Annotated in this window: 11 protein-coding genes; 5 read left to right on the top strand and 6 right to left on the bottom strand. The window is 59.0% G+C overall.

Annotated features, from left to right (window positions below; all coding sequences use genetic code 11):
* Window positions 1-172 precede the first annotated feature (172 nt).
* Window positions 173-463: an acylphosphatase gene (locus J3U87_RS13175; RefSeq protein WP_237383509.1), complete on the bottom strand. Its 291-nt coding sequence runs from the start codon at window positions 461-463 to the stop codon at window positions 173-175.
* Window positions 464-764: 301 nt separating this feature from the next.
* Between J3U87_RS13175 and J3U87_RS13180 the strand changes: the two genes are divergently transcribed.
* Both J3U87_RS13180 and J3U87_RS13185 read left to right on the top strand, forming a co-directional pair.
* Entirely contained in the window at window positions 765-2,840 is a 2,076-nt protein-coding gene (locus J3U87_RS13180) for a TonB-dependent receptor plug domain-containing protein (RefSeq protein ID WP_237383510.1), read from the top strand.
* Window positions 2,841-3,253: 413 nt separating this feature from the next.
* Window positions 3,254-3,787, top strand: a complete 534-nt coding sequence (locus J3U87_RS13185) for an FkbM family methyltransferase (RefSeq protein WP_237383511.1) — start codon at window positions 3,254-3,256, stop codon at window positions 3,785-3,787.
* A 51-nt stretch (window positions 3,788-3,838) separates the two neighbouring features.
* Here the strand turns inward: J3U87_RS13185 and thrA are convergent, their stop codons facing one another.
* Entirely contained in the window at window positions 3,839-6,292 is a 2,454-nt protein-coding gene (gene thrA / locus J3U87_RS13190; protein WP_237383512.1) for a bifunctional aspartate kinase/homoserine dehydrogenase I, read from the bottom strand.
* A 604-nt stretch (window positions 6,293-6,896) separates the two neighbouring features.
* Here thrA and J3U87_RS13195 point away from each other — a divergent pair.
* Both J3U87_RS13195 and J3U87_RS13200 read left to right on the top strand, forming a co-directional pair.
* Entirely contained in the window at window positions 6,897-7,940 is a 1,044-nt protein-coding gene (locus tag J3U87_RS13195) for an MBL fold metallo-hydrolase (RefSeq protein ID WP_237383513.1), read from the top strand.
* Window positions 7,937-8,686 (top strand): sulfite exporter TauE/SafE family protein, encoded by a 750-nt coding sequence (locus tag J3U87_RS13200; protein WP_237383514.1) that lies wholly within the window; start codon window positions 7,937-7,939, stop codon window positions 8,684-8,686. Before J3U87_RS13195 ends, J3U87_RS13200 begins: the two co-directional genes overlap by 4 nt.
* Window positions 8,687-8,818: 132 nt before the next feature.
* Here the strand turns inward: J3U87_RS13200 and J3U87_RS13205 are convergent, their stop codons facing one another.
* The 4 genes from J3U87_RS13205 to J3U87_RS13220 form a co-directional block, all read right to left on the bottom strand.
* A complete protein-coding gene (locus tag J3U87_RS13205; protein WP_237383515.1) occupies window positions 8,819-9,199 on the bottom strand; it encodes a thioredoxin family protein in 381 nt (126 codons plus the stop codon).
* Window positions 9,200-9,818: 619 nt separating this feature from the next.
* Window positions 9,819-11,006 (bottom strand): ACP S-malonyltransferase, encoded by a 1,188-nt coding sequence (gene fabD / locus J3U87_RS13210; RefSeq protein WP_337249564.1) that lies wholly within the window; start codon window positions 11,004-11,006, stop codon window positions 9,819-9,821.
* A gap of 25 nt (window positions 11,007-11,031) precedes the next feature.
* A complete protein-coding gene (locus J3U87_RS13215; protein WP_237383516.1) occupies window positions 11,032-13,173 on the bottom strand; it encodes an ABC transporter ATP-binding protein in 2,142 nt (713 codons plus the stop codon).
* A gap of 5 nt (window positions 13,174-13,178) precedes the next feature.
* Window positions 13,179-13,535, bottom strand: a complete 357-nt coding sequence (locus J3U87_RS13220; protein ID WP_237383517.1) for a DUF6072 family protein — start codon at window positions 13,533-13,535, stop codon at window positions 13,179-13,181.
* Window positions 13,536-13,995: 460 nt separating this feature from the next.
* Here J3U87_RS13220 and J3U87_RS13225 point away from each other — a divergent pair, with 460 nt between their 5' ends.
* On the top strand, window positions 13,996-24,627 hold the full coding sequence (locus tag J3U87_RS13225; RefSeq protein ID WP_237383518.1) for an SDR family NAD(P)-dependent oxidoreductase: 10,632 nt from the start codon (window positions 13,996-13,998) through the stop codon (window positions 24,625-24,627).

Here is a 24,627-nt window from a genome sequence, read left to right on the forward strand (position 1 = left end):
AGCTTCGACCCACATCGGGAAGCGCCTCCCGCATCGAGCACGCCGGGCACGGAGTTCATGTGAAAGCCCATCCAACCTAGCAGAACCGTGGGAACACGTCTACCGCTTGAACGGCGTACCCGCGACGTTCCCACCGAACCGCCCGCGACACCGGCTCGCCGCCGGCGGGAACTCAACGAACGATGCTGAAATCACCGTAGCGATAGACCATCTGTTCGTTCAACGGCTTTTCACGCAAATCGTCGACCCTGGAAAAAGAAGGCCCTTCCAATAACTTGTGGAAAAAGCTCACCAATTGATCCGGTGTGCCGACCGCATGCCCCACGACCGTTCCGTCAGGCAGGTTTTTGACCCATCCCTTGACGCCCAACATCAGCGCATGCGTCTGAGCGAAGTAGCGATAGCCGACGCCTTGAACACGCCCAATCACCTGAAATTCAACGGCTTTGCGAACCGCTTCCACATCACACCTCCTCGAGGCATCCCTTCTCCGAAAGCCCGCGCGGAATTTGGGGCGAAAGAGAGGTGCAGGCTGGCGGCAGCGATCGTGAGGCGGACACACTTCTGCCGGAAATCCCCAGCGCCGCGGTAGCTTCGTTTGGAAAGGCTTCACTCAATGTAACACATGCGCATGGAAAGGTGGAGCGCGCCGCGACGAAGAATTTGGACTCCCGAGAAGTCATTAACTTGGAGCGCGAAAGGCATCATTTTTCGGAAAGTTATTTTTTATCTTGCCGAAGGAATACTCAACAGGAGCATCGCAAATGTGGACTCGAATTTCGCAGCTTCGACAGATCCACTTCCGGTTCCTTCTACTCGGCAGCCTTTCCCTGTGGACGACCGGCGTAGGCTCCTATGGGTTGGGCAACGAAGGCCCCGAAAAAGACGCCGGTCCGGACCCCCGGGAAGAGGCCTTCCAGGCGCCGGTGAGCGACCTTTCCCTCAAGGACCTGCTTTCTCTGAACGTCTACACGGTTTCCAAAAACCCCGAAACGATTCACGACACGCCCGGCGTGATCTCGGTCATCACCTCTCGGGAGGTCGCACTGCTGGGCTGCAACAACCTGCACGATCTGCTGGAGAAGATGCCCAGCGTGTTCACTTCGGGATCCTTCTTCTTTCCGCAAAACGTGGTGGCCGTGCGCGGCGATCTCACCCGTCATCACGACAACCACACCCTGATCCTGATCAATGGACGCCCGCTGCGCGAAGGCTACTCCAGCGGCATCAATTTCCCCATCTACCTGGCCTTCCCGGTGGAGCTGATCGATCGGGTCGAGCTGGTTCGCGGGCCAGGCTCCCCGCTCTACGGCACCAACGCCTATTCGGGCATCGTCAACATCATCACGCGATCCGGCGGCGCGCCGACCTGGCAGTTCCACCTCAACACCGGCGATGACGACGCCGCCACCTTCTCCACCGAAGCGGGCTTTCGCGTACGCGGCGCGGACGTCATCGCCGGAATCCGCCATTTCGACGAAGACGGCTGGCTCTTTTCTGCTCGGGACAATCACGACGAGTCCGGGTCCCGCACCATGCACGAAACCAACACCGGCGTGTTCCTCAAGGCCGATTACCGCGATTTCACGCTGCAGAGCCTCTTCCTCGAAAGCGAACAGGGCATCATGGGTGCCTCGGCGGATTGGCGCCACCCGGTCCCCATCGAGGACCGCACCATCGTCGGCCGCAGGTCCTTCACCGATCTCGGGTTCAAGCGGCGCATCGAGGACGCCTGGGAAACCTCCTACAACCTGTCCTACAATCAAATGACGTTCGACCATTTCAACTACGCCATTCATTCCGAAGACTGGTTTTTCGAAACCACCCAGCACGTGACCACCGGTGTCTACACGAAATGGATCTTCGGCGCCAGTTTCTGGAATCAGTCGGTGGATTCGGAAGCGCGTCGCAACCCCGGCCCCATCGATCACTTCAGCAACAACTGGTGGAACGCCTACCTGCTGGCGGACATCAACCCGACCGAGTCCCTGAAACTGATTTTCGGTGCCCAGTACAACGATGCGGACGAGGGCGGCACCGAGTGGGTTCCGCGGTTCAGCGCGGTCTACAACCTGAATGAAAGAATGGGCTTCAAACTGTTGTATTCCAAGGCGTTTCGATCCGCTTTCGGCATCGAGACCCATTTTCGGACCCTCATCCAAGATCAGGTGGGCAACATCATCGGCGGCCTGCGCGGCAATCCAGCCCTGGAAGCGGAGTTGGTCGCCGAAATCGACCTGGCCTATTACTATTACACCCCGGCCTGGCAATTCTCGCTGACCCTGTACCGCAACAAACAAACCGATCTGATCACCACCCGGCGCGCCGCCGACGGGGTGCTCGACTTCGTGAACGAGGAGGAACTCGAAGCCCGGGGCATCGAGCTGGAGACCAAAATCGCCACCTTCGACCGGTTCTATGTCACCGGCTCCTACACCTACCAGACCAACGAGAACCGGGCGGGCATCGAGCCGTTCACACCGGTTCCCCGGACCACGATCAAGCTGGGCCTCAGTTTCGAAGAGAAGCTCTTTTCCGCCACCCTGTTCCACATCTACCGCAGCGAGGCCGTCTCTCTCGAGGAGCGCTTTCCACAGGCTGCCGCGGTCAACCCGCCGGCGGAAAAGGCCCACCTGCTATCGGGACAAGTGGTCTTCCAGCTTCCGACGGGTAGCCCCTACTCGCCCGATCGCGAGATCGAATCCGCCACGATCTCGATCTTCGGCACCAACCTGCTCGACGAGGAACTGTATTTCCCCGACTTCGTGGGCGGCCGCATCAACACCTTGCCGGAACGCGGCGGTCGCATGCTTTTTGGAAAACTGACCCTGAAATTTTAGGTAGCGCCCACCCAGCAACGAAAGGATTTCAACGCCCAAGGGGTTTGACTGGATGGGCACGGTAACAGGTATCAGGCGTCGGGTTTCGGCAAGGTGCGTTTTCAAAGGTATTTAGCCGAGACCTGATACCTGGCTGCCGATCCCGGTCGGTGTTGGCAACCCTGCCGATGCAGCGGAGCATTTTCAACCAAACCCTGTTCCTGGAAGAACACGATGGACACGTCAGGCGTGTCGCGAATCGCACGGGTCGGTTCCGATTTCCTTCACCGCCGCGATCGATTTGGCTGTCGGGAATCATGGTATGCTGATGGCGTTCCGACACAGCCAAACAATCCCTTCCCCGACTCGAGACCGGCCCAGGCAATCACAGGACGGGCAGGTCGCCGGCGAGTCGCCGAAACGCGGAGGTTCCGTTGATCGTTTTCGACTGCGGCGCCTGCATTGGTGCCTTCTTTCGCAACTTTTTGGAACACGAAGTGTATGCGTTCGAACCACTGGACCGCAATGCGGCCTACATTCGCAAACGCTACCCGCAAGTCCACCTCATCGAGAAAGCGGTGACGGGTCGATCCGGCCAGCAGATCAAGCTGTACCTGTCCAAGGACCCCAAACAGGCACACCGGGCCGGGGCACAGGGTTCATCGATCTACGCCCAAAAAACCAACGTGAACACCGAAACGTTCTTGAGCGTCGAAACGGTCGCCCTTTCGGACTTCATTCGCACGCTGGGAAAACGGGTCAACCTTTTGAAAATCGATACCGAAGGCAGTGAGTTCGAAATATTCGATGATCTGCTACAAAACGGGATGGTCAACGAAATCGACATCATTTACTACGAGGACCACCGCGAACGCCATCCCGCCATGTTCGATCTACCCTGGACCGAAGAGGTACTGACCCGCCTGAAAGCCGAATTCAAGGGTCAATTGAAGCAAGCCGCCTTTTGACGAGGGGGGCCGGGTTCCACCTCATGGGAACCCCGGCCCGTGATCCGGGGATCAATGTCCGCGACCCACCTGCAGGATATCGGCGAGCACGCCGCCGGCCGTCACCACGGCACCCGCGCCCGGGCCTTTGATGACCATCGGTGTGGTGGCGTAACGCCGCGTGGTGTAGCTGACCAGGTTGTCGCTGCCGCGGGTGTGGTAGAAGGGGTGATCGGAACCGACGGCCTGCAGGGACACGACGCCCTTGCCGTCCGCGAAGCGCGCGATATAGCGCAGCACCTGACCGTTTTCGGCGGCTTCGGTGCGTCGGCCCTCGAACATCGCGTCGGCCTCGCTCAAGCGAGCCATGAAGTCCTCGGCGCTGTCCAATCCGCGCAGCTCCTCGGGGATCAGGCTCTCCACCTCCAGGTCGTCCAATTCCAGGCGATGTCCGCACTCGCGCGCCAGGATCAACAGCTTGCGCGCCACATCCATGCCGTTGAGGTCCTCGCGCGGATCGGGCTCGGTGAAACCCGAATCACGAGCCGCCAGCACCAGCTCGCTGAATGGCCGGCTGCCGTCGAACGCGTTGAACAGGTAACTCAGGGTGCCCGAGAGCATGCCTTCGATGTGTGCCACGGCATCGCCGCCGGCGATCAGGTCCTTGAGGGGGCGGATCACCGGCAGGCCCGCGCCGACGTTGGTTTCGTAGAGGAACGAGGCGCCGTGGCAGGAAACCAGGGACTTGAGCTTGTCGAAATAGGCCTGCTCGGCGGTGTTGGCCTTCTTGTTGGCGGTTACCACCGAGATGCCGGAGCGTAGGGCCGGTTCGTACCAGCGCGGCACCACATCGCTGGCCGTGAGGTCCACGAGGATCTTGTCGGATACCTGCATGGCCTGGGCCCGCGCCAACAGGGCCTCGCCGTCCATGGGCAGTCCGTCGCGCGCCAAGGTGCCCTCGAGGTCGTCCAGACCCAACCCATTCGGGTCGAAGATCATCTTCTTGCTGTTGGCCAAACCCACGACACGAATGCGCGGCTGCTCCTCGCCCGCGCCCGCTTCCTTGGCCGCGATCTGTTGCACCAGCTCACGACCCACGAGGCCGATGCCCACCAGGAAGAGGTGCAGGGTTCGGCGAAGGGGAAAGAAGATCGCCTGATGCAGCACGTGCAGTGCCGGCTTGAGGTCCTCATGGCGCACCACGAACGAAACGTTGCGCTCCGAAGAGCCCTGGGCGATGGCCACCACGTTGATCTGATTGGCGCCCAGCGCGTTGAACACGCGACCGGCAATGCCGGGAACCCGGCGCATCTGATCCCCGACGACGGCGATCACGCTCTTGTTCTCCTCGACGGCGATGGGGTCCACCTGCTTGGTCATCAACTCGAGGGCGAACTCCTCGTCCGCGGCCTTTCGGGCGCGATGGGCATCGGTGGGCGCCACCGCCACGCAAATGGAGTGTTCGGAGGAGCCCTGGCTGATCAGGATGATGTTGACCGAGGCTCGGGCCAGGGCGCCGAACAGGCGATTGGCGACGCCCGCGGCACCGAAGAGCCCACAGCCCTTGAGCTGGAGCAGCGTCACGTGGTCGATCGAACTGAGACCACAGGCCGGCAGCGGATGATCCTGCTCCACCCTGCGCCCGACGAGCGTTCCGGCGGCTTCGGGCTGAAACGTGTTCTTGATGCGAAGCGGGATGCCCGCCGTCATGGCCGGCGCCATGGTCGGCGGGTAGATGACCTTGGCGCCGAAATGGGCCATCTCCATCGCTTCCTCGTAACTGATTTCCGGAATCGGGAAGGCGTCGCCCACCTTGCGCGGGTCGGCCGTGAGCACACCGTCCACGTCCGTCCAGATCTGGATTTCGTGGGCGCCCAAGGCCGCGCCAAAAATCGAGGCGGTGTAGTCCGATCCGCCGCGACCCAGGGTGGTCGTCTGCTGCTGGTCACTGGCGGCGATGAACCCGGTCACGATCTGCAGGGCATCGTGCTTTTCGAAGTACTCGGTAATCCGGCGGTTGGTGTCTTCGAACTGGACCCGTGCCGAACCGTAGCGATCGTCGGTGCGAATCAGGGTGCGGGCGTCGAGGTACTCGGCAGGCAGGCCGCCGGCCGCGAGGGCTTCGGCGATGATGCGCGCCGAAAGCCGTTCGCCGAAGCTGGTGATGAAGTCTTGGGTGCGCGCGGTCAGTTCACGCACGAGAAAAATACCGTGAAGCACGTCCGACAGATCTCCGACCAGGTTGCGGATCCTCGCCTCCACGGCGGACCGGTTCCCATTGGGAAACAACTCGGCCACGGCATCCAAATGGCGCTTTTCGAAGGCATGCAGCGTTTCTTGGTAGTAGAGGCTTCCGGAGGACGCCGCCTTGCCCATGCTGATCAACTGATCGGTCGCGCCGCCAAACGCCGAACAGACGACTGCGGCGGCACCGAACCGGCGACGCGCGTTGGCGACGATGTCCATTACCGCTCGAACCCGTGCCGGAGTGCCCAGCGAGGATCCACCAAATTTCATAACAATCATGTTAGCCACCTTTCGCTCAGGGGAATGAATGGGGAAATCGAGATTCGGATCCGAAAAGGCGACCATGGCCTGGGGGAGAGATCGCATGATCTTGGGACCGAATCGAAAAACGGGAAATCACGAAGAATACCCGTCCAAGCTCTCTGCACATCGACAACACCGTGCACGGAGGCGCGACACACGAGAACGGAAACCGCGAAACCACCTGACCGGGCATACCCGAGTCATCGACCGGTACCGCGGGGGAACGGAAGCTCGGCACCGCATCGGGGTGGGTTCGATTCAACGTCGAATCCGCAAAGAACCGGCGTCAAACCCAGCATTTTAGCCGATTATGCGACACACCTGGAACCCGCAAGGCCGAAAGCGAGCACATCGCGATACGCGTGGGCACGACGACGAGGTGTGGGGAGACCGGTGTTTCGGGTGTCGCACGAGTGGATCACGAACGTTTCAGGTGTTTCACACTGCAACAGCAAATGCGACAACCGAACGAAACACTTCCATATCCAAATTTATTACAGTCACTTACGCTCCGCCAACTATGGCACTCGGGTTGCTCTGTCCAACCCTGAACGCCGTGTGCGGCCATTGGAGGAATGCCATGTTGTTTCGACAATTATTCGATCGTGAAACATCGACCTACACTTATTTGATCGCCGACAAAAAAACCCGCGAAGCCGTGATCATCGATCCGGTACGCGACCAATTGAACCGCGACCTGAAGCTCATTCGCGATTTGAATCTGACGCTCCGCTACACCCTGGAAACCCATATCCACGCGGACCACATCACCAGCGCCGGGCCCCTGCGCGATTGGACCGGAGCGCTCACCGCCGTCAGCATCCACGCCGATGTGGCCTGTGCCTCCCAAAAACTGCGCGACGGGGACATCATTCGCATCGGGTCGCACCAGTTGCGCGTCATCGAAACCCCGGGTCACACCCACACCTGCCTCAGCTATCTCTTGGACGGCCGCATGGTTTTCACCGGGGACGCGTTGTTGATCCGCGGGACCGGCCGCACCGATTTCCAGAGCGGGGATGCCCGCCAGTTGTACCATTCGATCACCGAAAAACTGTTCACGCTCGACAACGAGGTCCTGGTCTATCCGGCCCACGACTACCGTGGCCATACCTGCAGCACCATCGGCGAGGAAAAGCGCTTCAATCCGAGGCTGGCCGGTAAATCGATCGAGGAATTCGTGGTGATCATGGACAACCTGAACCTGCCCGAGCCGAAACACATTCGCGAAGCCTTGCCGGGCAACCTGAACTGCGGTCAGGAATTCGAACCCCGACTGCCAGGCCAGGATCACCTGGAAGTCACCTCCGATTGGTTACTGGGCCATCGGGATCGCGTGTTGTTGGTCGATGTACGTCGCCCGGAAGAATGGGCGGAATCTCTCGGCTTCATCGAGGGTGCCATGTGCATGCCTCTGGCGCTGCTGGATAAACACCTTTTCGACCTGCCTCGCGAACAGGTCATCGTCACGGTGTGCCGCGGCGGTGTACGGTCCCTGGCTGCCACCGAACGGTTGCGCGGCTACGGCTACCCGAAGGTCTGGAGCCTCAAGGGCGGCATGGAGGGGTGGCGCCAGGCAGAGCTTCCGACCCAGCACATGAAAAAGGCGGAAGTCCCCTCATGACCCTCGGCCTCGCGCTCTCGGTTCTCGTGGGCATCACCCTGGGCCTCCTGGGAGGCGGCGGCTCGATTCTCACACTTCCCATCCTGCTCTACGCCATGCACTTCGAGCCACACACGGCGATTGCCATGTCGTTGTTCGTGGTCGGGACCACCAGCGGTATCGGCGCGGTTCAACACGCCCGCGCCGGCAACGTTCGCTGGCAAACCGGACTCTGGTTCAGCGCCGGCGGCATGGCCGGCGCCTTCAGCGGTGGCAAGATCGGCGTCTTGATTCCCGGTCCGATCTTGCTGCTGTTGTTCGGCGGCCTGATGTTCGTCACCGCCTTCGCCATGTTGCGGGGGCGGCGCACCCCGCAACCCCGGAACGAAGGAGCCCGCCACGTGGGGTTCATCCTGGTCGAGGGCTTCTTGGTGGGCGGCTTCACCGGCATGGTCGGCGCCGGCGGCGGATTCCTCGTGGTGCCGGCCCTGGTGCTCCTGGGCGGCATCCCCATGAAGGAAGCCGTGGGCACCTCGTTGCTGGTGATCTCGTTGAAGTCGTTCGCCGGCCTGGGCGGATACCTCGGCCAAGTGGACGTGAATTGGCAGGCCACCTTGGCCGTCACCGCGGCGGCCGTGATGGGCAGCTTCGCCGGTACCCGATTGATGCGCGTGATATCGCCCGATCGGCTGCGCACCGGATTCGCCTGGTTCGTCATGGCGATGGCGATCTACATGCTGGGCCGGGAACTGCCCGGGCTGGTCTGAGCGGCGCCCATCGGCGAATGCCGGGATGGCTCCGGACACAAAAAAGCCGCGTTCATGCACCCCGATGCGAACGCGGCTTTTTTTCGGGAACCCGGACGACCGTGCTCGGGGTTCCGCCTGGATGCGGTGACGTCAATCCAGGCTGTTGTTGGCCCAATTGAGGAAATCTCGGGCTGCCATGTAGCCCAATCGTTTGTCGATCAATTCTCCCTTTGCGTTGAATATCAGGAGGCAGGGGTATCCGGAGACCTTGTACTTTCTGGCGAAATCCCGACCTTCGCCCTTCTCCGCGTCGATCTTGTAACCGATCACCTTTTCTTCGAAAAAGGAACGAACCGTTTCGTCTTTCCAGGTGGTGCGGTCCATGAGCTTACAGGGCCCACACCATTCGGTATACACGTCCACGACCAGGACTTTCTCTTCTTGTTTCGCCTTATCGAACACATCGTTCACAGACCCTTCATAAAACGGGGCCTCGTTGAAAAGGAGACCCCACATTAGAATAGCCAACATCCCGCTGCTCCTTTCATCTGGTATTTACCTGACTCAATTATCGGTTCTCGCCGAAGCGACCTTGACCGACCCGCGCCGGGTAATGAGTAGAACGCCTACCGGGGGAATTTCTCGCGCCTTTTTAACGATAGGTGCACCCGAATCGATTCCAAATGTCTGCAATCACGACCCACGAAAAAGAACATTTTTCGATAATGCGGATCGCTTTCAGAAAATCGGAAATCGCTGTTCCATCCGGCCGCCGACTTCACGTTTCACTCATATTCACGCATCGGCATCCCCCGCCGGCTCCCTTGAATTCGGAGCCGCACCGACCCATCCCTGGAAACGAACCGGTCTGGGTGTTTCGTGGGTGTGCCCGCCATTCGCGAGCCAGGATCTCAGCTTCCCCGGGCTTTTCCAGACGGCCTCATGTCCCGCTCACGGAGGTGCTGGATTTGAAAACCCGGGGGACGACGTGGGTGATGTCCTCAAGGGCCACGACGCCCGACAACAGGCGTGCGGGCTGGCTCCGCCCAAGGCGGATCCGTTTCACCGCGGGACCCGGCATGCCGGCCGTTCCAGCCATCGATGGCCACGGCCACGTCCTGGTGGCCGGCTTCGTGGTGGGCATGTCCGTTTAATGCACTGCTTCGAGAGAGGGATCTGCCCCTGAACACGACGGCGTCGACATCGAGGCCTTCGAACCACGGGCATCGAGTTCGTCCAAGTCGAAATAGCCTTTGTAGCCGGTGAGGTATACCGCTGCCCTGTGGCCGAACAGGACCACCGCTTTCGTTCGGGTTTCTAGATTGTCGTCTTCGATGATGGAGGATCTTACCTTTGTTCCTATGGGGTGTTCCCGGTTCCAGGCAGCCACTTTTTCCTCTGCCGTGAGGGGTTCGGGTTCCGGCTCTCCGGTCTCGATGGCTTTCTGTCTCGGGGTTCCCTGCACTTCCTCCTGCACTCGTTTGGGAGGTTCGGGGCGTTCCTGAATGATTTTCGCCAGTATTTTCGTCAAGACGGTGCCATGACCGATCTCTTCGAACTCCATATCCCCCAATCCCCGCAAGTACTGAATGCTTTCGAACCATTTGACGGAACTGGTCACTTGGGCGGACAGGTTGGCGATCTCGTCACCGCTTTGATAAGGTCTCGCCGACACATTGGAAATGACCGGAATATTCGGTGCCGAGAATTCGAATGCCTTCAAATAGGTTTCAAATTCGTTCCTAGCGAGTTGCATGTATCTGGAGTGGAAGGCCGCGCTGGTATTTAGCGGGACGAAATTCATGCCTCCTCGCAGGAAAAAGGGGCGAGCCTTGTCCAATTCGTCCTTCGATCCGGAGATGACGATTTGCGACGGAGCGTTGTAATTGGCCACATCGATTTCCGTGAGTCCCTGTTCCTTGAAGACGGCGTCAATTTCTTCGATCGTGGCGTTCAGGACAGCCGCCATCCCGCCATCACGGGCCTGGCTCATCAACTCGCCCCTTTTTTGGACCAGGCGCAATCCGGTTTCAAAGTCGAAGCAGCCTGCCGCCAGCAGTGCATTGAATTCTCCCAAACTATGGCCCGCCAAGAAATCTGGCTTCCGGTTCGATTCTGCGATTTTCCTGAAATGGGAAAGGGCATTGACCACATAGATCGCCGGCTGGGTGAACTGCGTTTGGTTGAGCTTTCGATCGGGGTTCTCCAAACACAGTTCCTCGATGGAGTAGCCCAAAATCCGGTCCGCTCGTTCCGTCAACGCCTTGAACTCGTCGAAGAGGGTTGCGCCCATTCCCTTTTTTTGGGAACCCTGCCCCGGGAACATAAAGGTTTTCATGTCTGCCTCTCTCGTTTGGAAACTTTTAGCCCCTCCCTACACCCGTCTCCTCGAATGGATCCGATGGTTCGTGGGAAGCTTGAAGGTGCCACAATTGGGCATACTCGCCATTCAGGTCGAGCAGGTTTTCATGAGTTCCTTCCTCGTGCAGCTCGCCATCCTTCAAGAAATAGATCCGATCCGCATGGCGAACCGTCGACAGGCGGTGGGCGATGATGATCGTGGTACGGTTCTCGGAGAGCCGATTTACCGAACGTTGAATGGCGGCCTCCGTCTTGTTGTCCACCGAGGAAGTGGCTTCATCCAAGATCAAGATCGGCGGATTCTTCAGAATCGTCCGCGCGATCGAGATCCTTTGGCGTTGGCCGCCCGACAGTTTTTGACCCCGATCGCCGACGACGGTGTCGAAACCGGCGGGTTGCGCTTCCACGAATTCAAGCATTTCGGCGACCCGGCAGGCCTCGAGGACCTCTTCACGATCGGCGTCGGGTCGGCCATAGTGCACGTTCTCGTAGATGGTTCCATTGAAGAGAAAGACGTCCTGGCTGACCACGCCGACCAGGTTGCGTAAGTTATCGAGCCGGAAGTCCCGCACATCGTTGCCGTCGACCAGGATCCTGCCCTGATCGACATCGTAGAAACGTTGTAACAGCTTGACGATCGTGCTTTTCCCGGAACCGGTTCCGCCCACGAGGGCGATGGTCCGATTTGCGGGAATGCTCAGGCTGAAGTCTTCCAACACGGGGCTTTCGCCATAACCGAACGTAACTGCTTCGAAGGAAAGATCACCGCGCACGGCGCCTCGCTCGAGAACGTATGGGCCATCGAGGATCCCTGGCGATACGTGTAACAACGCATCGAGCCGCTTGGCGGCTTGTTTGGCCTCCTGATATTGGTAATTGATCAGGTTGTGGCCACTGGAGGATTCCATCATCGTGGGTGCCATGCTCATCTGGATCATGACTTCCGTGAAGGTGAACCTGCCGATCATCAAACCGTAACTGGCGTAGACCAGAGGCACGCTGATGCCCATCATGAAGGCGTAGTTGTTTTTGGCGTAGAACCCGGCGTTTTCCCTGAGGGCCTCGACCCGACTGGCATACAGTTGATCCGAATTGTCGCTCAGGCGCCGGTATTCGCGGGGCTCGGAGGCGAAACTCTTGACCGTGGCGCTGCCGTTGAAGTTGCCGGCCAGGATTTGGTTCTGGGCGTCCTTATCCATGGCCACTTTGCCGAAATTTTTGCCGGCCTCCGTAAAGTGGCGTTTTTCAAGGTAATACAGGTAGGGTGCCGGTATCAGGGTCAGCAACAGCACCAAGGGCGAGACCAGGCCCAAAATGGCGGTGCCGATGCCGATCGTCAACCATTTGCGCCAAACCGTGGGCGGCGCCTCGGATAGGAACGCGGAGATCTTGTCGATATCGTTGTTGATCAGGGCCATTAACTTCTCAGGCGGCTCGTTCTCCAGGTATGCCGTGTCCATGCTTTGGATCTTCTCGAACACCTTCATGCGCAGGGCGCGTTCCCGCTCCTGACTATATTCACCCCAGTTCTTGTTGGTGAGGTAAGACACGTACGAATCCATCGTTTTGAGCCCCAAATAGCTCCCGCCCAAGAAGATAAACTGAGCCAGCTTGGAGCGCAGTCCCAAGGTGGCAAGGAACGGTAATCCGCCGGATATCGGCGTGGCCACCAGCAAGCTCAGTGCGATCGGGCTGAGAACGGTCAACACCGCGTTGGCTGTACTCAGAGACAGGGGTTTTCTCAACGCCTTGACGGATACGCCGTTCCCGGTCGCCACGATGTCCACGAGCTGTTTATCGAAAACTTTTCCCATCCGCCGTTGAAGCGGATCCGCAGAGGTTCGTTCGGACGTTTCTGCCGGTAACGGTTGCGGGGCAATACATTGCAGCGCTTCTTCGAGCGCTTTCTCGATGTAGCGCTTGATGTGCCTCGATTTGATGAGGGTGGGAGGAAACAGAACCAGAATGCGGCCCGTTTCGGCGTTGGCCGCAACCTGCGAAATACGGGAATATCGCCTCAAGCGGGTTTCCATTTCGATGGCCAGCAGCGGATTGCGGTGGAGACGGGCGACTTCCCAGCGCTCGCGACCCGGCATGGACCAGCGTAACCGGAGTTCCTTATTCTTGGATGAACCAAATTTCATGGAGGCTAGGCCTGTGCACAGATGTCGTCCACATCCTCGGCCAACCCGGCTTTGATCTCATCGGGCGTCTTCCCGGAAGCCAGGTCCTGTTCGACGATTTCCTTGAGACTGGAGTCGGGCGCTTTGTTGTGAAGAACGTTCTGGAGCAGACTTTGTCCCGTCACGGATTGGCTATAGGAATTGGCGGCGACCAACACCAGGCCAGGAACGCCAAGCACCAATTTTGCCAAAATCCCGCCGCCGGCGTGCAATGCGCCGGCCTTGATCTTTCCGTCGAGAAGCAGGCTCGTTCCGGGCAAAACCGCCGCCTCTCCCAGCACTTTTATCCCATTCCGGAGTATTTTGTTATGCCTCTCAGCCATCTGGATCCTCCGCGGAAATTAGGAACCGGACTTTATTCATGTGATGTTGTTAAGGCTGAAGCTAACAAGTTCTCGCGAAAACTTCAAGCGAAAGGGCGGATCTACGACCCCAGCGAAAAAAAGGACACTCGCCATTGAATGGGAATCGTCACGGCCTGACCGGTGTTGACTCATCGACAGCATGGTTTCGCGACAGTACTACAGCGCCGGTCTTTGCGCTTTCGAAGCGAAAGACCAATCCATTGAGATTTACGGCCAGCCCCGCTCTAATGAATATTGCCCAACATTGCATTTCCTTGTAAAATCGTATTTTCTCGACCAATCACCTACAGAAAGCCTTGATTTTTGGTGGCGCGATGAACGCCTCGCATGACATGCGGCGTCGTTCGCCAATCATCGAGGCTCAAGCGTTCTCGAGGCTCCCCAACGGTACGACTCCCCTATCGATTGCGAGTGTCCGATGACAGCACGGTACCCAAACGCCACCCAGAGGTCCCAGGAAGAACGGGATATCGCCGTGATCGGCATGGCGTGCCGCTTTCCCGGTGCCCCCGACTATCGGACGTTCTGGGAGAATCTCCGGGAAAAGCGCTTCAGCGTCACGGAAATCCCTCTCGATCGTTGGGATTGGCGCGCCCTATACGGCGATCAGGACGGCAACAAGACCGATATCAAATGGGGCGGATTCATCGAGGACATCGACACATTCGACCCGCTTTTCTTTAATATTTCGCCCAAAGAAGCCGACTACATGGATCCCCAGCACCGGCTTTTCCTGCAAGCCGCCTGGCATGCAATCGAGGACGCGGGTTATGCCCCAGGCCGTTTGGCCGGGAAAAAGATCGGCGTTTACGCCGGCGTTTCCAAAAATGATTACGCCGAACTCATGCGCGAGAATCGGGAAACGATCATTTCGTTTTTGTCGACCGGCACGGTGCATTCGATCCTCGCCAATCGCGTCTCCTATCTCCTGGATTTCCATGGCAAAAGCGAAGTCGTCGATACCGCTTGCTCGAGTTTCATGGTGGCCTTGAACAACGCGGTCCGCGATATTCGATCCGGGCTCTGTGAATCGGCCGTGGTGGGCGGGGTGAACGCCATCCTGACGCCCACGATGTATATCTCCCACGGCAAATCCGGGATGCTCAGCAAAAGCGGCAAGTGTCGCACCTTCGACGCCAAGGCCGATGGCTACGTGCGCGCCGAAGGTGTCGGTGCGGTTTTCGTCAAATCTCTAACCCAGGCCATCCAGGACGAGGATCAGATCCTGGGCGTGATCAAGGGCTGTGCGGTGCAGCACGGTGGACGGGCGAATTCCCTCACCTCGCCGAGTGTTTCGTCTCAAGCCGAAGTGATCACGGCAGCCTTGGCAGATGCGGCCGTCGATCCCCGCAGCATCGGTTTCATCGAAACCCACGGGACCGGTACGCCGCTGGGAGATCCCATCGAAATCAGCGCCCTCAAGGCGGCCTACGGCCCCTGTCGGGAGGGCGAAGCGCCGCACTGCGGCCTTGGAACGGTGAAAACGAATATCGGCCATTTGGAGAGTGCCGCCGGGGTGGCCGGGCTGATCAAGGTGCTCTTGAGTCTCCGGCATCGAACCCTTCCCGCCTTGCTGCACTACCAAAAGCTGAATCCCTATATCGAGCTGGAGGGCAGCCCCTTTTACATCGCCGAAAAATCTCGCGAATGGTTGCCTCGAGCGGGACATCCCCTGCGCGCGGGCCTCAGCTCGTTCGGCATGGGCGGCGTGAACGCCCACATGATTCTGGAAGCGCCGCCCGAACGCCCGACCCCACCAACCGAAGCCAGGCAAAAGTCATTGATCCTGGTCTCGGCGAAAAAAGGCCGCTTGGGCGCACAGGTCGAACAGTTATGTGCCTTTTTGAAGGACCATCCCGGGTTGGCCGTGGCGGATGTGGCGTTTACCTTGATGTTCGGCCGCGACCATTTCGCCGAACGCCTGGCATTCGAAGCCCAAACGATTTCGGACATCACCGAGACCTTGACTTCGTTTTTAAACGGTTCGGGCCCATACCACCAGGGACTGGTCAGGAAACGACAGAGCCGAGAGCCGCTTGTCGGCAGCGCCTCCCACGGGCTTAGGGAGCTGGCGCGGCAATGGGTGAAGGGACGAGTGATCGAATGGGAGCGGGCGAGTTTTCCCGGCAGGAAGATCGCCCTGCCCACTTATCCCTTCCGCAAAAGACGTTGTTGGTTCAAAGAAAGCGGCACGGCCCGCGCGACAGGCAGGCCCGCCGCAATCACGCGAGGCGCCGAAACACCCATATCCGATACCATTCCGGCGACAGCCGAGATGGTAAGCGACCATCGGGTCAACGGCGCGAAGATGTTGCCCGCGGCAGGTTACCTCTGGTGGTTATGGCGCAAGCTCAAACACCAAGGTGGATCATCCGGCGATGTGTGCCATTTGAGCGATGTGTTTTGGCAGTCACCGGTGGTTTTTGATCGAGACCCACAAACTTTGGAGGCTGTTCTGGAGGCGGATGGAGGTGAGCAACGTTTTCAGATCCGCAACGGCTCTACCGTCCACTGCCGAGGCACACTGCATGGCAACTCCCAATCCAAGCTCGGCGAAAGGTTGGACGTCCCGGCCCTAATCTCGGGTTGCCATTCGGAAATCGAAAAAAGCGAGCTATATCCTCTATTTGCGGCACATGGCTTGGATTACGGTCCCACTTTCCAGGTTACCGAACGAATCTACTGGCGCGATCAGGCGGCGGTGTCCGTGATCGATACGACACCCGGTTTGGACGAAGGCATCTTGGATGGCGTCTTTCAAGCCGCAGCCGCGCTGAGCATCAAAAACGGCACCGCCGGTTCGCGACAACAGGTTCCCTATTTTCTGGAGCGGTTCGATTGCTCCTTCGACACGGCGGATTTGCGTTTTGTCCATGTCAAACAGCGTTCACCGGCCAACGCCAAGGCGACATGCCGCTTCGACATGACGGCCTGCGATGCGGACGGACACGTGTTGGCCCGTTTCGAGAATTTCACGAAACGGGCGCTGAAGTCCAAACCCGAACCCCTGATGTATTACGGTTCCGAATGGCGGCCGCAAGAGCCAGAGGCCGGACCGGTCGCGATCGAAGGCCTGTTGTCGATCGGCACATCGCCGGAAATCACGTGTGACACCCATGGCCCGTTACTGCGGTTTAAGTTTGGGGAACGTTACGAAACGCCCTCGGAAGATCTATTCATTATTAGTAGGTATCAGGCTGAGGACTACCTCAGAGCGTTCACGTCGTTGAAGACCCGGAAAAAGCGGTTCAGTCATATCCTGGTTCAGTCCCAAAACCCAGGCCCGGAAGATTTGAGTGTCCTGTTGTTGCTGGCTCAATCCCTGATCAAGGCGAAGATTCGCAATTCTATAAAAATCGTCTACCTCGCCGCCTGGAAGACGGAAGACATGCGGCCGCTGGTATTTGCGGCCGGCGGATTGGCCCGCACCCTGAAATTCGAAAACGCGGGCATTCACCTGGAGATCGTCGGTCTCGATCGCCCGCTGGCGGGCGATCAGGTCTTGCTGAAAGACGAACTCGCTTCGGTTCCGGCCCCCCTCCATGAAGTGGAATACCGTGGGGACCAAAGACGAATCCGCGCCATGAAGAAGTTGACGAACGACGCGAACTCGCGAGAAATCTCATTGAAACAGGGCGGCGTCTACCTGGTGTCCGGCGGTGCTGGAGGCCTGGGCCGCATATTCTGCAAGCACTTGGCGCAAAAGTATCAAGCCAAACTGGTTCTGCTGGGAAGACGCAAAGCCGACGGTGCAATCACCGCGCTGCTCGAAGAGATCGCGGATTTGGGCGGAAGCGGCACCTATGTCAGCGTGGACGTCAGCCAGGCGGAACCCCTCCATACCGCAGTCAAAGAGGCCAGGACGGCGCACGGCGCCATCCACGGCGTGATCCACGCAAGCGGCGTGATCGATGACAGCTTTATCCTAAAAAGCGCGCTTCCGTCCTTCCAAAAGATCCTGAAGCCGAAGCTGGAAGGGACATGGAACCTCGACCAAGCAACCGCCGAGGACCGGCTGGACTTTTTTGTGATGTTTTCGTCGGTGGCCGCCTTGATGCCGAACCAAGGGCAGTCGGGCTACGCCTCGGGCAACGCCTATATGGACACCTTTGCAGAATATCGCAACATGCTGGTTTCCAAGCGGAAGCGCTGGGGCCTCTCGCTGGCGATCAACTGGCCGCTGTGGGCGGACGGCGGCATGCAGGTCACGAAAGAGGAACAAACCCATTTGCTGAACGGCTTCGGGATGAAACCCCTGGCAACGTCCAAAGGGGTTGAGATGCTTTACGCGGCCCTACACATGGCTGAGCGCCACCGCTTGAATCACCTGGCCGGGTTGGTGGGCGACGTCGCGAAAATCGACAAGAGCTTCAAGATCGGGCCGGAATTCGTGTGGCGCGACAAGGATTTGACGGCCTTCTTGCTCAAAGACCTCAAACATATCGCGGCCCAAATTCTCAGGGTCGACGAAGTCGTCGAGACCGATAGCTTCGGAACCTTGGGCTTGGATTCGCTGGGCTTTCTGAAAATCACCCAGGCGATCAACGACAGCTACACCGCTTCGGTAAAACCGACTCTGTTTTTCGAATGCGACAACTTGTCCCAAGCAGCGGGCCGGTTACTCACGACTCAGGCAGACGCCATCAAGGCACATTTTTCAAAGCAGGGCCGCATGGCCGCCCACTACGGCAGTATGGGCCTGCTGGATGTGGGCCAATCGGATCGCGAGAACAGGCGGTACCAGCGAACCTACACCAATCGCGAATTTTACATGGTCGATCACGTGGTCGAAGGCAAATACAATGTGCCGGGTGCCTGTTTTATCGAAATGGCCCGGCAAGCGGCGGCACTGGATCAACCCACCCGCGTGGTGTCGTCATTGACGAAAAACTATTGGGCCAAACAGCTCTCCTCCCACGGGCCCGCGTTCACCGCACATATTCAGTTGACCCACCGAGAAACGGCCACGTCCTATGAAATATTCAGTCTCGATGGCGAGAAAAAAACGGTACATGCCACGGGCGAAATCGGCTACGAACCGCAGGATTGGGAACACGTCGACCTCGCGAGCATACGTCAACGATGCCATGGGGTTCGGACCAGAGCACAGATTTACGAGCAAATCCATGCGGAAGGGCTAAAGGTCGGTTCGTCGTTCATGCCGATTGAATCCATGGTGCTGAATGAGCACGAAGCCCTGGCCTACATGGCATTGCCGGAAGAAGTGACCGACACCTGGGAAGACTACCTGCTCCACCCCAGCCTGCTGACCGGCGTGTTTCAGGCAGCCTTGATCAACAACCGCTTTCACGGTGACGATGCGCGGGAGTTCATCCCGATTGCCATCGAACGGGTCACGATCAAGGCCCCGATCGCCAAACAATGCTACGTCCATTCCCAGGTTCAACCGCAGACCAAGGCCAATCCGAACTTGAAGAAATTCAACGTGGCGGTCTGCGATGCGGCCGGTCGCCTGCTGGTGGGTTTGGAAGATTTCGCGATCAAAGCCAGAAACGTCGAAAGTCGCGAGCTGGTGGTCGAGAAAAAGAAACGAGCCGATCCAAGCGAGCTGCTCGGAAAAGTTCAGGCCCTGTTGATCGAGAAGATGGCACCGGTGATCGGCATCGAACCCTTCGAGATCGACTCTGAAGAAGCCTTCGAGAATTACGGCATCAACTCCATCATGATCACCGAACTCAACACCATGGTGGAAGAGGTCTTCGGGAGCGGGCATTCCAAGACCCTGTTTTTTGAAAATATCAATGTCCGCGAGTTGGCCGAGTACTTCATCGAAGAACACAGGGAAGCCATGCGCGACATGCTGCCGACCGAGTCGCCGGGCGAGGAAGCCGGCGTGTCGCCGCCCGTCGAGCAGCAGGATCAACCGGCGGAGGTCACACCGCCCGTCGTCCACCGGGAAGCCGGTCGTGATATCGCCATCATCGGTCTGGCCGGACGCTACCCAAAAGCCGAAACGCTGGACGAACTCTGGGACAATTTGAAACAAGGCCGCGACTGCATCGAGGAGATCCCGCGAAGCCGATTCGACTATTCGGCGTTTTACGACCCGGACCGGAAGAACGGAAGGCTGTACGCCAAATGGGGCGGCTTCATCGAGGACGTGGACAAGTTCGATCCGTTGTTCTTCAACATTTCGCCACGTGAAGCGGAACAGATGGACCCCCAGGAACGGCTGCTGTTGCAAACGGCCTGGGAGACCTTGGAGGATGCGGGTTACAGCCGCAAAGAACTGGCTCGAACCGCGCCGAAGACCGGAGTCTTCATCGGCGCCCTGTGGCAGCCGTACACGGCCCTGGGCGTGGAAGCGACGATGAGGGGCAACGCGATGGGTCCCAGTGGATTGCTGTACAACACGGCCAACCGGATCTCTTATTTCTTCAACTTCCAGGGACCCAGCATGGCGGTAGACACGGCCTGTTCCGCGTCGCTGACGGCGTTGCACCTGGCCTGTCACAGCATCCGGCGCAATGAATGCCAGACGGCGTTGGCGGGTGGCGTCAACTTGTCTTTGGACGTCAGCAAGTACCTGTTCCTGAGCGGGAACCAGTTCCTTTCCAGCGAGGGAAAATGCCGGAGCTTCGGGGAAGGCGGCGACGGCTATGTGCCGGGCGAAGGCGTGGGATTGGTGCTCCTGAAACCGTTGGACAAGGCCATCGCCGACGGCGACCATATCTACGGGGTCATCAAAGGAACAGCCATCAATCACGGCGGCAAAACCAATGGGTACACGGTGCCCAAGCCCCAGGCGCAGGCCGAGGTGATCATCGAGGCCTTGAGGGAGGCCCGCGTCGAGCCGCGCACCATCGATTATGTCGAGGCCCATGGCACGGGCACCGCGCTCGGCGATCCCATCGAAATCACGGGTTTGTCCAAAGCCTTTGCGACCGCCACCCGAGACACACAGTTCTGCGCCATCGGCTCGATCAAGTCGAACATCGGTCACCTAGAGGCCAATGCGGCCATAGCCGGGCTGACGAAAATCTTGTTGCAGTTCAAGCATCGCGAGCTGGTGCCCAGCATCCACAGCGAATCGACCAATCCCAACATCGATTTCAACCGCACCCCGTTTTACGTACAGCGCGAAGCGGCGCCGTGGCCCAGCGAGTCCAAGCGACGCAGCGCGCTGAGTTCATTCGGCGCCGGCGGCTCGAACGCGCATTTGATATTGGAAGAATATGTCGCGGACGAACCCGCGCCGGTTCCGGACGAAGCGGTGTTGGTCCCGCTCTCGGCAAAGACCGAGGAACGCTTGAAGCGCGTGGTGGAAAACCTGCAAACCCACCTGCGGGATACGCCAGCCCCTGCCGGTTATCTGCGGAACCTGGCCTACACCCTTCAGGTCGGCCGCGAAGCGATGCCTCGTCGCGTGGCCTTCGTCGTACGGGATCTCCCCGAGTTGTCCGGCAAACTCGCGGCCTTCCTTCAGGGCGAGCCCGAAAAGCAAATCTATGTCTCACAGGCCGAAGCCCCGTCGTTCAAGCGATTGAGCATGCTTCAGGATCGCGACTTCCAAGAAACGATCGCCACTTGGATTCGCAAGAAAAAATACCATCTGGCGGCCGAGCTGTGGGCGCAGGGGGCTGATTTGGACTGGGGGGAACTCTACCAGGCATCTCGCCCCAAACGCGTTCCCCTACCCGTCTACCCCTTCCTCAAAGAATCCTACTGGCTGCCCCGGACCCAAACCGAACCGGTAAAGCCCGCACCCAAAGTCGATTTCCATGTTCCCGACTGGGAAGAACAACCGTTACGGCCGCTCCCAGAAAAAACCGTCGCCGGACCCGTTCTGTTTATCAACACGCTGTCGCGACAGGGATGGGTTCAAGCGTTAAAGCACCGCTATCCTGATTCGAAGGTGCTGAATGTCAAAAAGGCGCCGTCTTTCCACCACGCCTTTTCCGTCTACGCGCAGCTTTATGAAGCCCTGAAACACACGGTCGGCACCGGCAAAACAGTCATCTTGTTGACCAGTGACCCACTGCTCTACGCCGGGTTCAGCGGCTTGCTCAAGACCCTGCTGGAGGAACGGGTCATCGAGCGGGCCAGATTCCTGGTCCTGACCGAAGACGACGAAAACCTCCCGACCTACATCGAACGGGAACTGACCGCGAACGACGAGGCTTTTTTCGAGGCGCGCTACGAAGGCCCAGCGGGACGGCGCCTGATCAAAACCATGCGTCCCGTGGCCCCGTCACCGCGCAACTCGGAAGCGCGATACCGTTCCGGCGGGGTGTATTGGATCACGGGCGGGATGGGCGCGATGGGTCGTCTTTTCGCCGAGCATCTGGCCGGTTCGGTCACAGACGCCAAACTGATCCTCTCCGGGCGGCGACCGGCCGAGGACGAAAACATCACCCAAGCTCTCGAGTACTTCCGGGAAAAAGGTCGAAACGTCACCTATCTGCAAGGGGATGTTTCGGATCGATCGAGCGTGGAAACCATGCTCGAACGCATCGTGGCGGCGCACGGCGGTCTGCACGGTGTCATCCACGCGGCGGGCATCACCCGCGACGGGTCATTCTTGGAAAAATCGCCCCAAGACCTTCGCGCCGTGTTGGGCCCCAAAATTTCGGGCGTGCTGCATCTGGATGAAGCAACCAAAACCATGCCTTTGGATTTCTTCGTCTGCTGCTCCTCGATTTCATCGGTCCACGGCAATCGCGGACAATCCGATTACGCGCTGGCCAACGGGTTCATGGACGCCTTCGCAGCCTATCGTCGAAATCTCCAGGGCGAACGATCCGGCAAGACGATCACCATCAACTGGCCACTTTGGCGGGACGGCGGCATGCAGGTGAGTGAAGCCGTGAGAGCCTATCTCGAGCGTAAATGGGGCCTGATTCCCATGCCCACCGAAATTGGGCTCGAATGCTTTGAACGGTGCCTGGCTTCACCTTGGCCGCAAGTCATGCCTTTATACCGCCAAGAAGAACTACCGATGCGGGAGGCGTATCGGGAACGGCAGTCCATCCCGGCGACCCAGCCGGCGTCGATCACGGATCGCATCAAATCCTTGATCGGCGACTTGCTCAAAGTGAACCCGAACAACCTGGACCCGGAAACGGAGATCACGGCTTACGGCTTCGACTCGGTTTCCTTGAACGCTTTCGCTCAAAAGCTCGGTGAGCTGTATGGTCTCGAGCTAACCTCGGCGCTGTTCTTCGAATACGACACCATCGCCAAAATCGTCGGTCACCTGGGCCACCTGGACCCGCCGACAACGGAGCGCCACGGCGCGCCGACCCCGAAACAGAAACCGGCGGCACCGGAACCGATCCTGTCGATCGACGACGCCCAGGAACCCGTGGCGATAATCGGCTTCGACGGTCGTTTTCCCGGCGCGAATCATCCGACGGACTTCTGGAACCAGGTCATCAACGAGGAAATGGCCATCTCCGATCTGCCGAAAGATGCCTTCCGCTTTAAAGATGCGCCGGTGGATGACATTGAACGGTTCGGCGGCGGTTTCCTGCAAGACATCGACCGCTTCGACGCCGCGTTTTTCTCCATCGACGATCAAGAAGCCCGGCTGATGGATCCGCAACAGCGCCTCCTGCTGCAATCCGTTTGGAAAACCGTCGAGCACGCGGGTTACCGCATGGAACAACTGTCCGAGCGTCAGACCGGTTTGTTCATCGGCGTCGGTTCCTCGGATTACCTCCAGTTGATGTGCGCGGGGGACTCGGCCTTTAATTCCCACACCCAGGTCGGCATTTCACCGAGCATGCTGGCGAATCGGATTTCCTATCATCTGAACCTCAAAGGTCCCAGCGAAATATCCGACACGGCCTGTTCGAGCAGCATCGTGGCCATCCACCGCGCGATCCGCTCGCTGCGGGAGGGCGAGTGCGAGCTGGCGATTGTCGGCGGCGTGAGCCTTTTGCTGAGCGCACGCGGGTACCAGGGTTTGAAACACCTGGGCTTTTTGAGCCCCTCGCGCGCCAGTCGCTCCTTCGATGCGCGCGCCGACGGGTACGTTCGTGGCGAAGGCGTGGGCTCGGTTCTTTTGAAGCCGCTGTCGCAGGCTGAGCGGGACCACGACCATATTCACGCGGTGATCAAGGGTTCGGCCGTCTATCACGGCGGGAAATCGACGCTGTCCCTCATCGCGCCCAGTAAAAACGGTCAAATCGGGGCCATGGTCCGCGCCTATCGCAACGCCGACGTCAACCCCGCCGCCGTTCAGTACGTGGAAGCCCACGGCACGGCGACTTCGTTTGGGGATCCCGCGGAAATCAGCGCCTTGAAACAGGCATTCGTCCAACTGGAAACCGAGCCACGCAACGGTGCGCGCTGCGGCATCGGCGCCTTGAAACCGAATATCGGCCATTTGGAGGCCGCCTCGGGCATGGCGTCGCTGATCAAGTTGACTCTCGCCCTGAAAATGAAGAAAAAACCGCCGTTGGCCGGATTCCACAGCTTGAACCCGGGGATTATCCTCGAAAGTAGCCCCTTCTATATCGTTCGCGAACCGGAGGATTGGGTGCGGACGGATGTGCCGCGACGCGCCGGTCTGAACAGCTACGGTTTCGGCGGCGTGAATTCTCACCTGGTCCTGGAAGAATACGTCCCCAAGGAACGCAAACCTTCCGAAACCTATGAAATCGTGACACTTTCGGCAAACGACGCGTCGACCCTCGAACAAAACATGCACGACCTGTTGGACCACTTGAAACAGGTCTCCGAACCGCTCCCCCTGAGAGACATCAGTTACACGCTGTGCACGGGGCGCACCCCGATGCCGGTGCGCCTGGCCGTCATCGAAAAGGATCTGGGTGGGCTGATCGAACGGCTGGAACATTTTCGCGACCACCCCGGCTGCTTTACCAAGGAACTCAATCCCGAACTCGGGGAACGCTGCTCGCACAACGGCTCGGGGCCGAATTTCGAGGAAGCGACACAATTGGCGAGGCGGTGGATGAACGGTGAGTCGGTGGATTGGGACGCCTGGTTCGCGGGAGAGACCCCGCACAAGGTGGCCCTGCCGACGCAAAGATTTAACGGAAAATCTTATTGGTATGACCAGTAG

It is taken from the genome of Sulfidibacter corallicola (assembly GCF_017498545.1).
GTDB classification, from domain to species: Bacteria; Acidobacteriota; Holophagae; order Acanthopleuribacterales; family Acanthopleuribacteraceae; genus Sulfidibacter; species Sulfidibacter corallicola.

Bases quoted from the DNA above. Each gene is read 5' to 3' on its own strand.
- J3U87_RS13180 (WP_237383510.1), top strand. From the start codon at position 765: ATGTGGACTCGAATTTCGCAGCTTCGACAGATCCACTTCCGGTTCCTT.
- thrA (WP_237383512.1), bottom strand. From the start codon at position 6,292: ATGATTGTTATGAAATTTGGTGGATCCTCGCTGGGCACTCCGGCACGG.
- J3U87_RS13195 (WP_237383513.1), top strand. From the start codon at position 6,897: ATGTTGTTTCGACAATTATTCGATCGTGAAACATCGACCTACACTTAT.
- J3U87_RS13200 (WP_237383514.1), top strand. From the start codon at position 7,937: ATGACCCTCGGCCTCGCGCTCTCGGTTCTCGTGGGCATCACCCTGGGC.
- J3U87_RS13205 (WP_237383515.1), bottom strand. From the start codon at position 9,199: ATGTTGGCTATTCTAATGTGGGGTCTCCTTTTCAACGAGGCCCCGTTT.
- fabD (WP_337249564.1), bottom strand. From the start codon at position 11,006: ATGAAAACCTTTATGTTCCCGGGGCAGGGTTCCCAAAAAAAGGGAATG.
- J3U87_RS13215 (WP_237383516.1), bottom strand. From the start codon at position 13,173: ATGAAATTTGGTTCATCCAAGAATAAGGAACTCCGGTTACGCTGGTCC.
- J3U87_RS13220 (WP_237383517.1), bottom strand. From the start codon at position 13,535: ATGGCTGAGAGGCATAACAAAATACTCCGGAATGGGATAAAAGTGCTG.
- J3U87_RS13225 (WP_237383518.1), top strand. From the start codon at position 13,996: ATGACAGCACGGTACCCAAACGCCACCCAGAGGTCCCAGGAAGAACGG.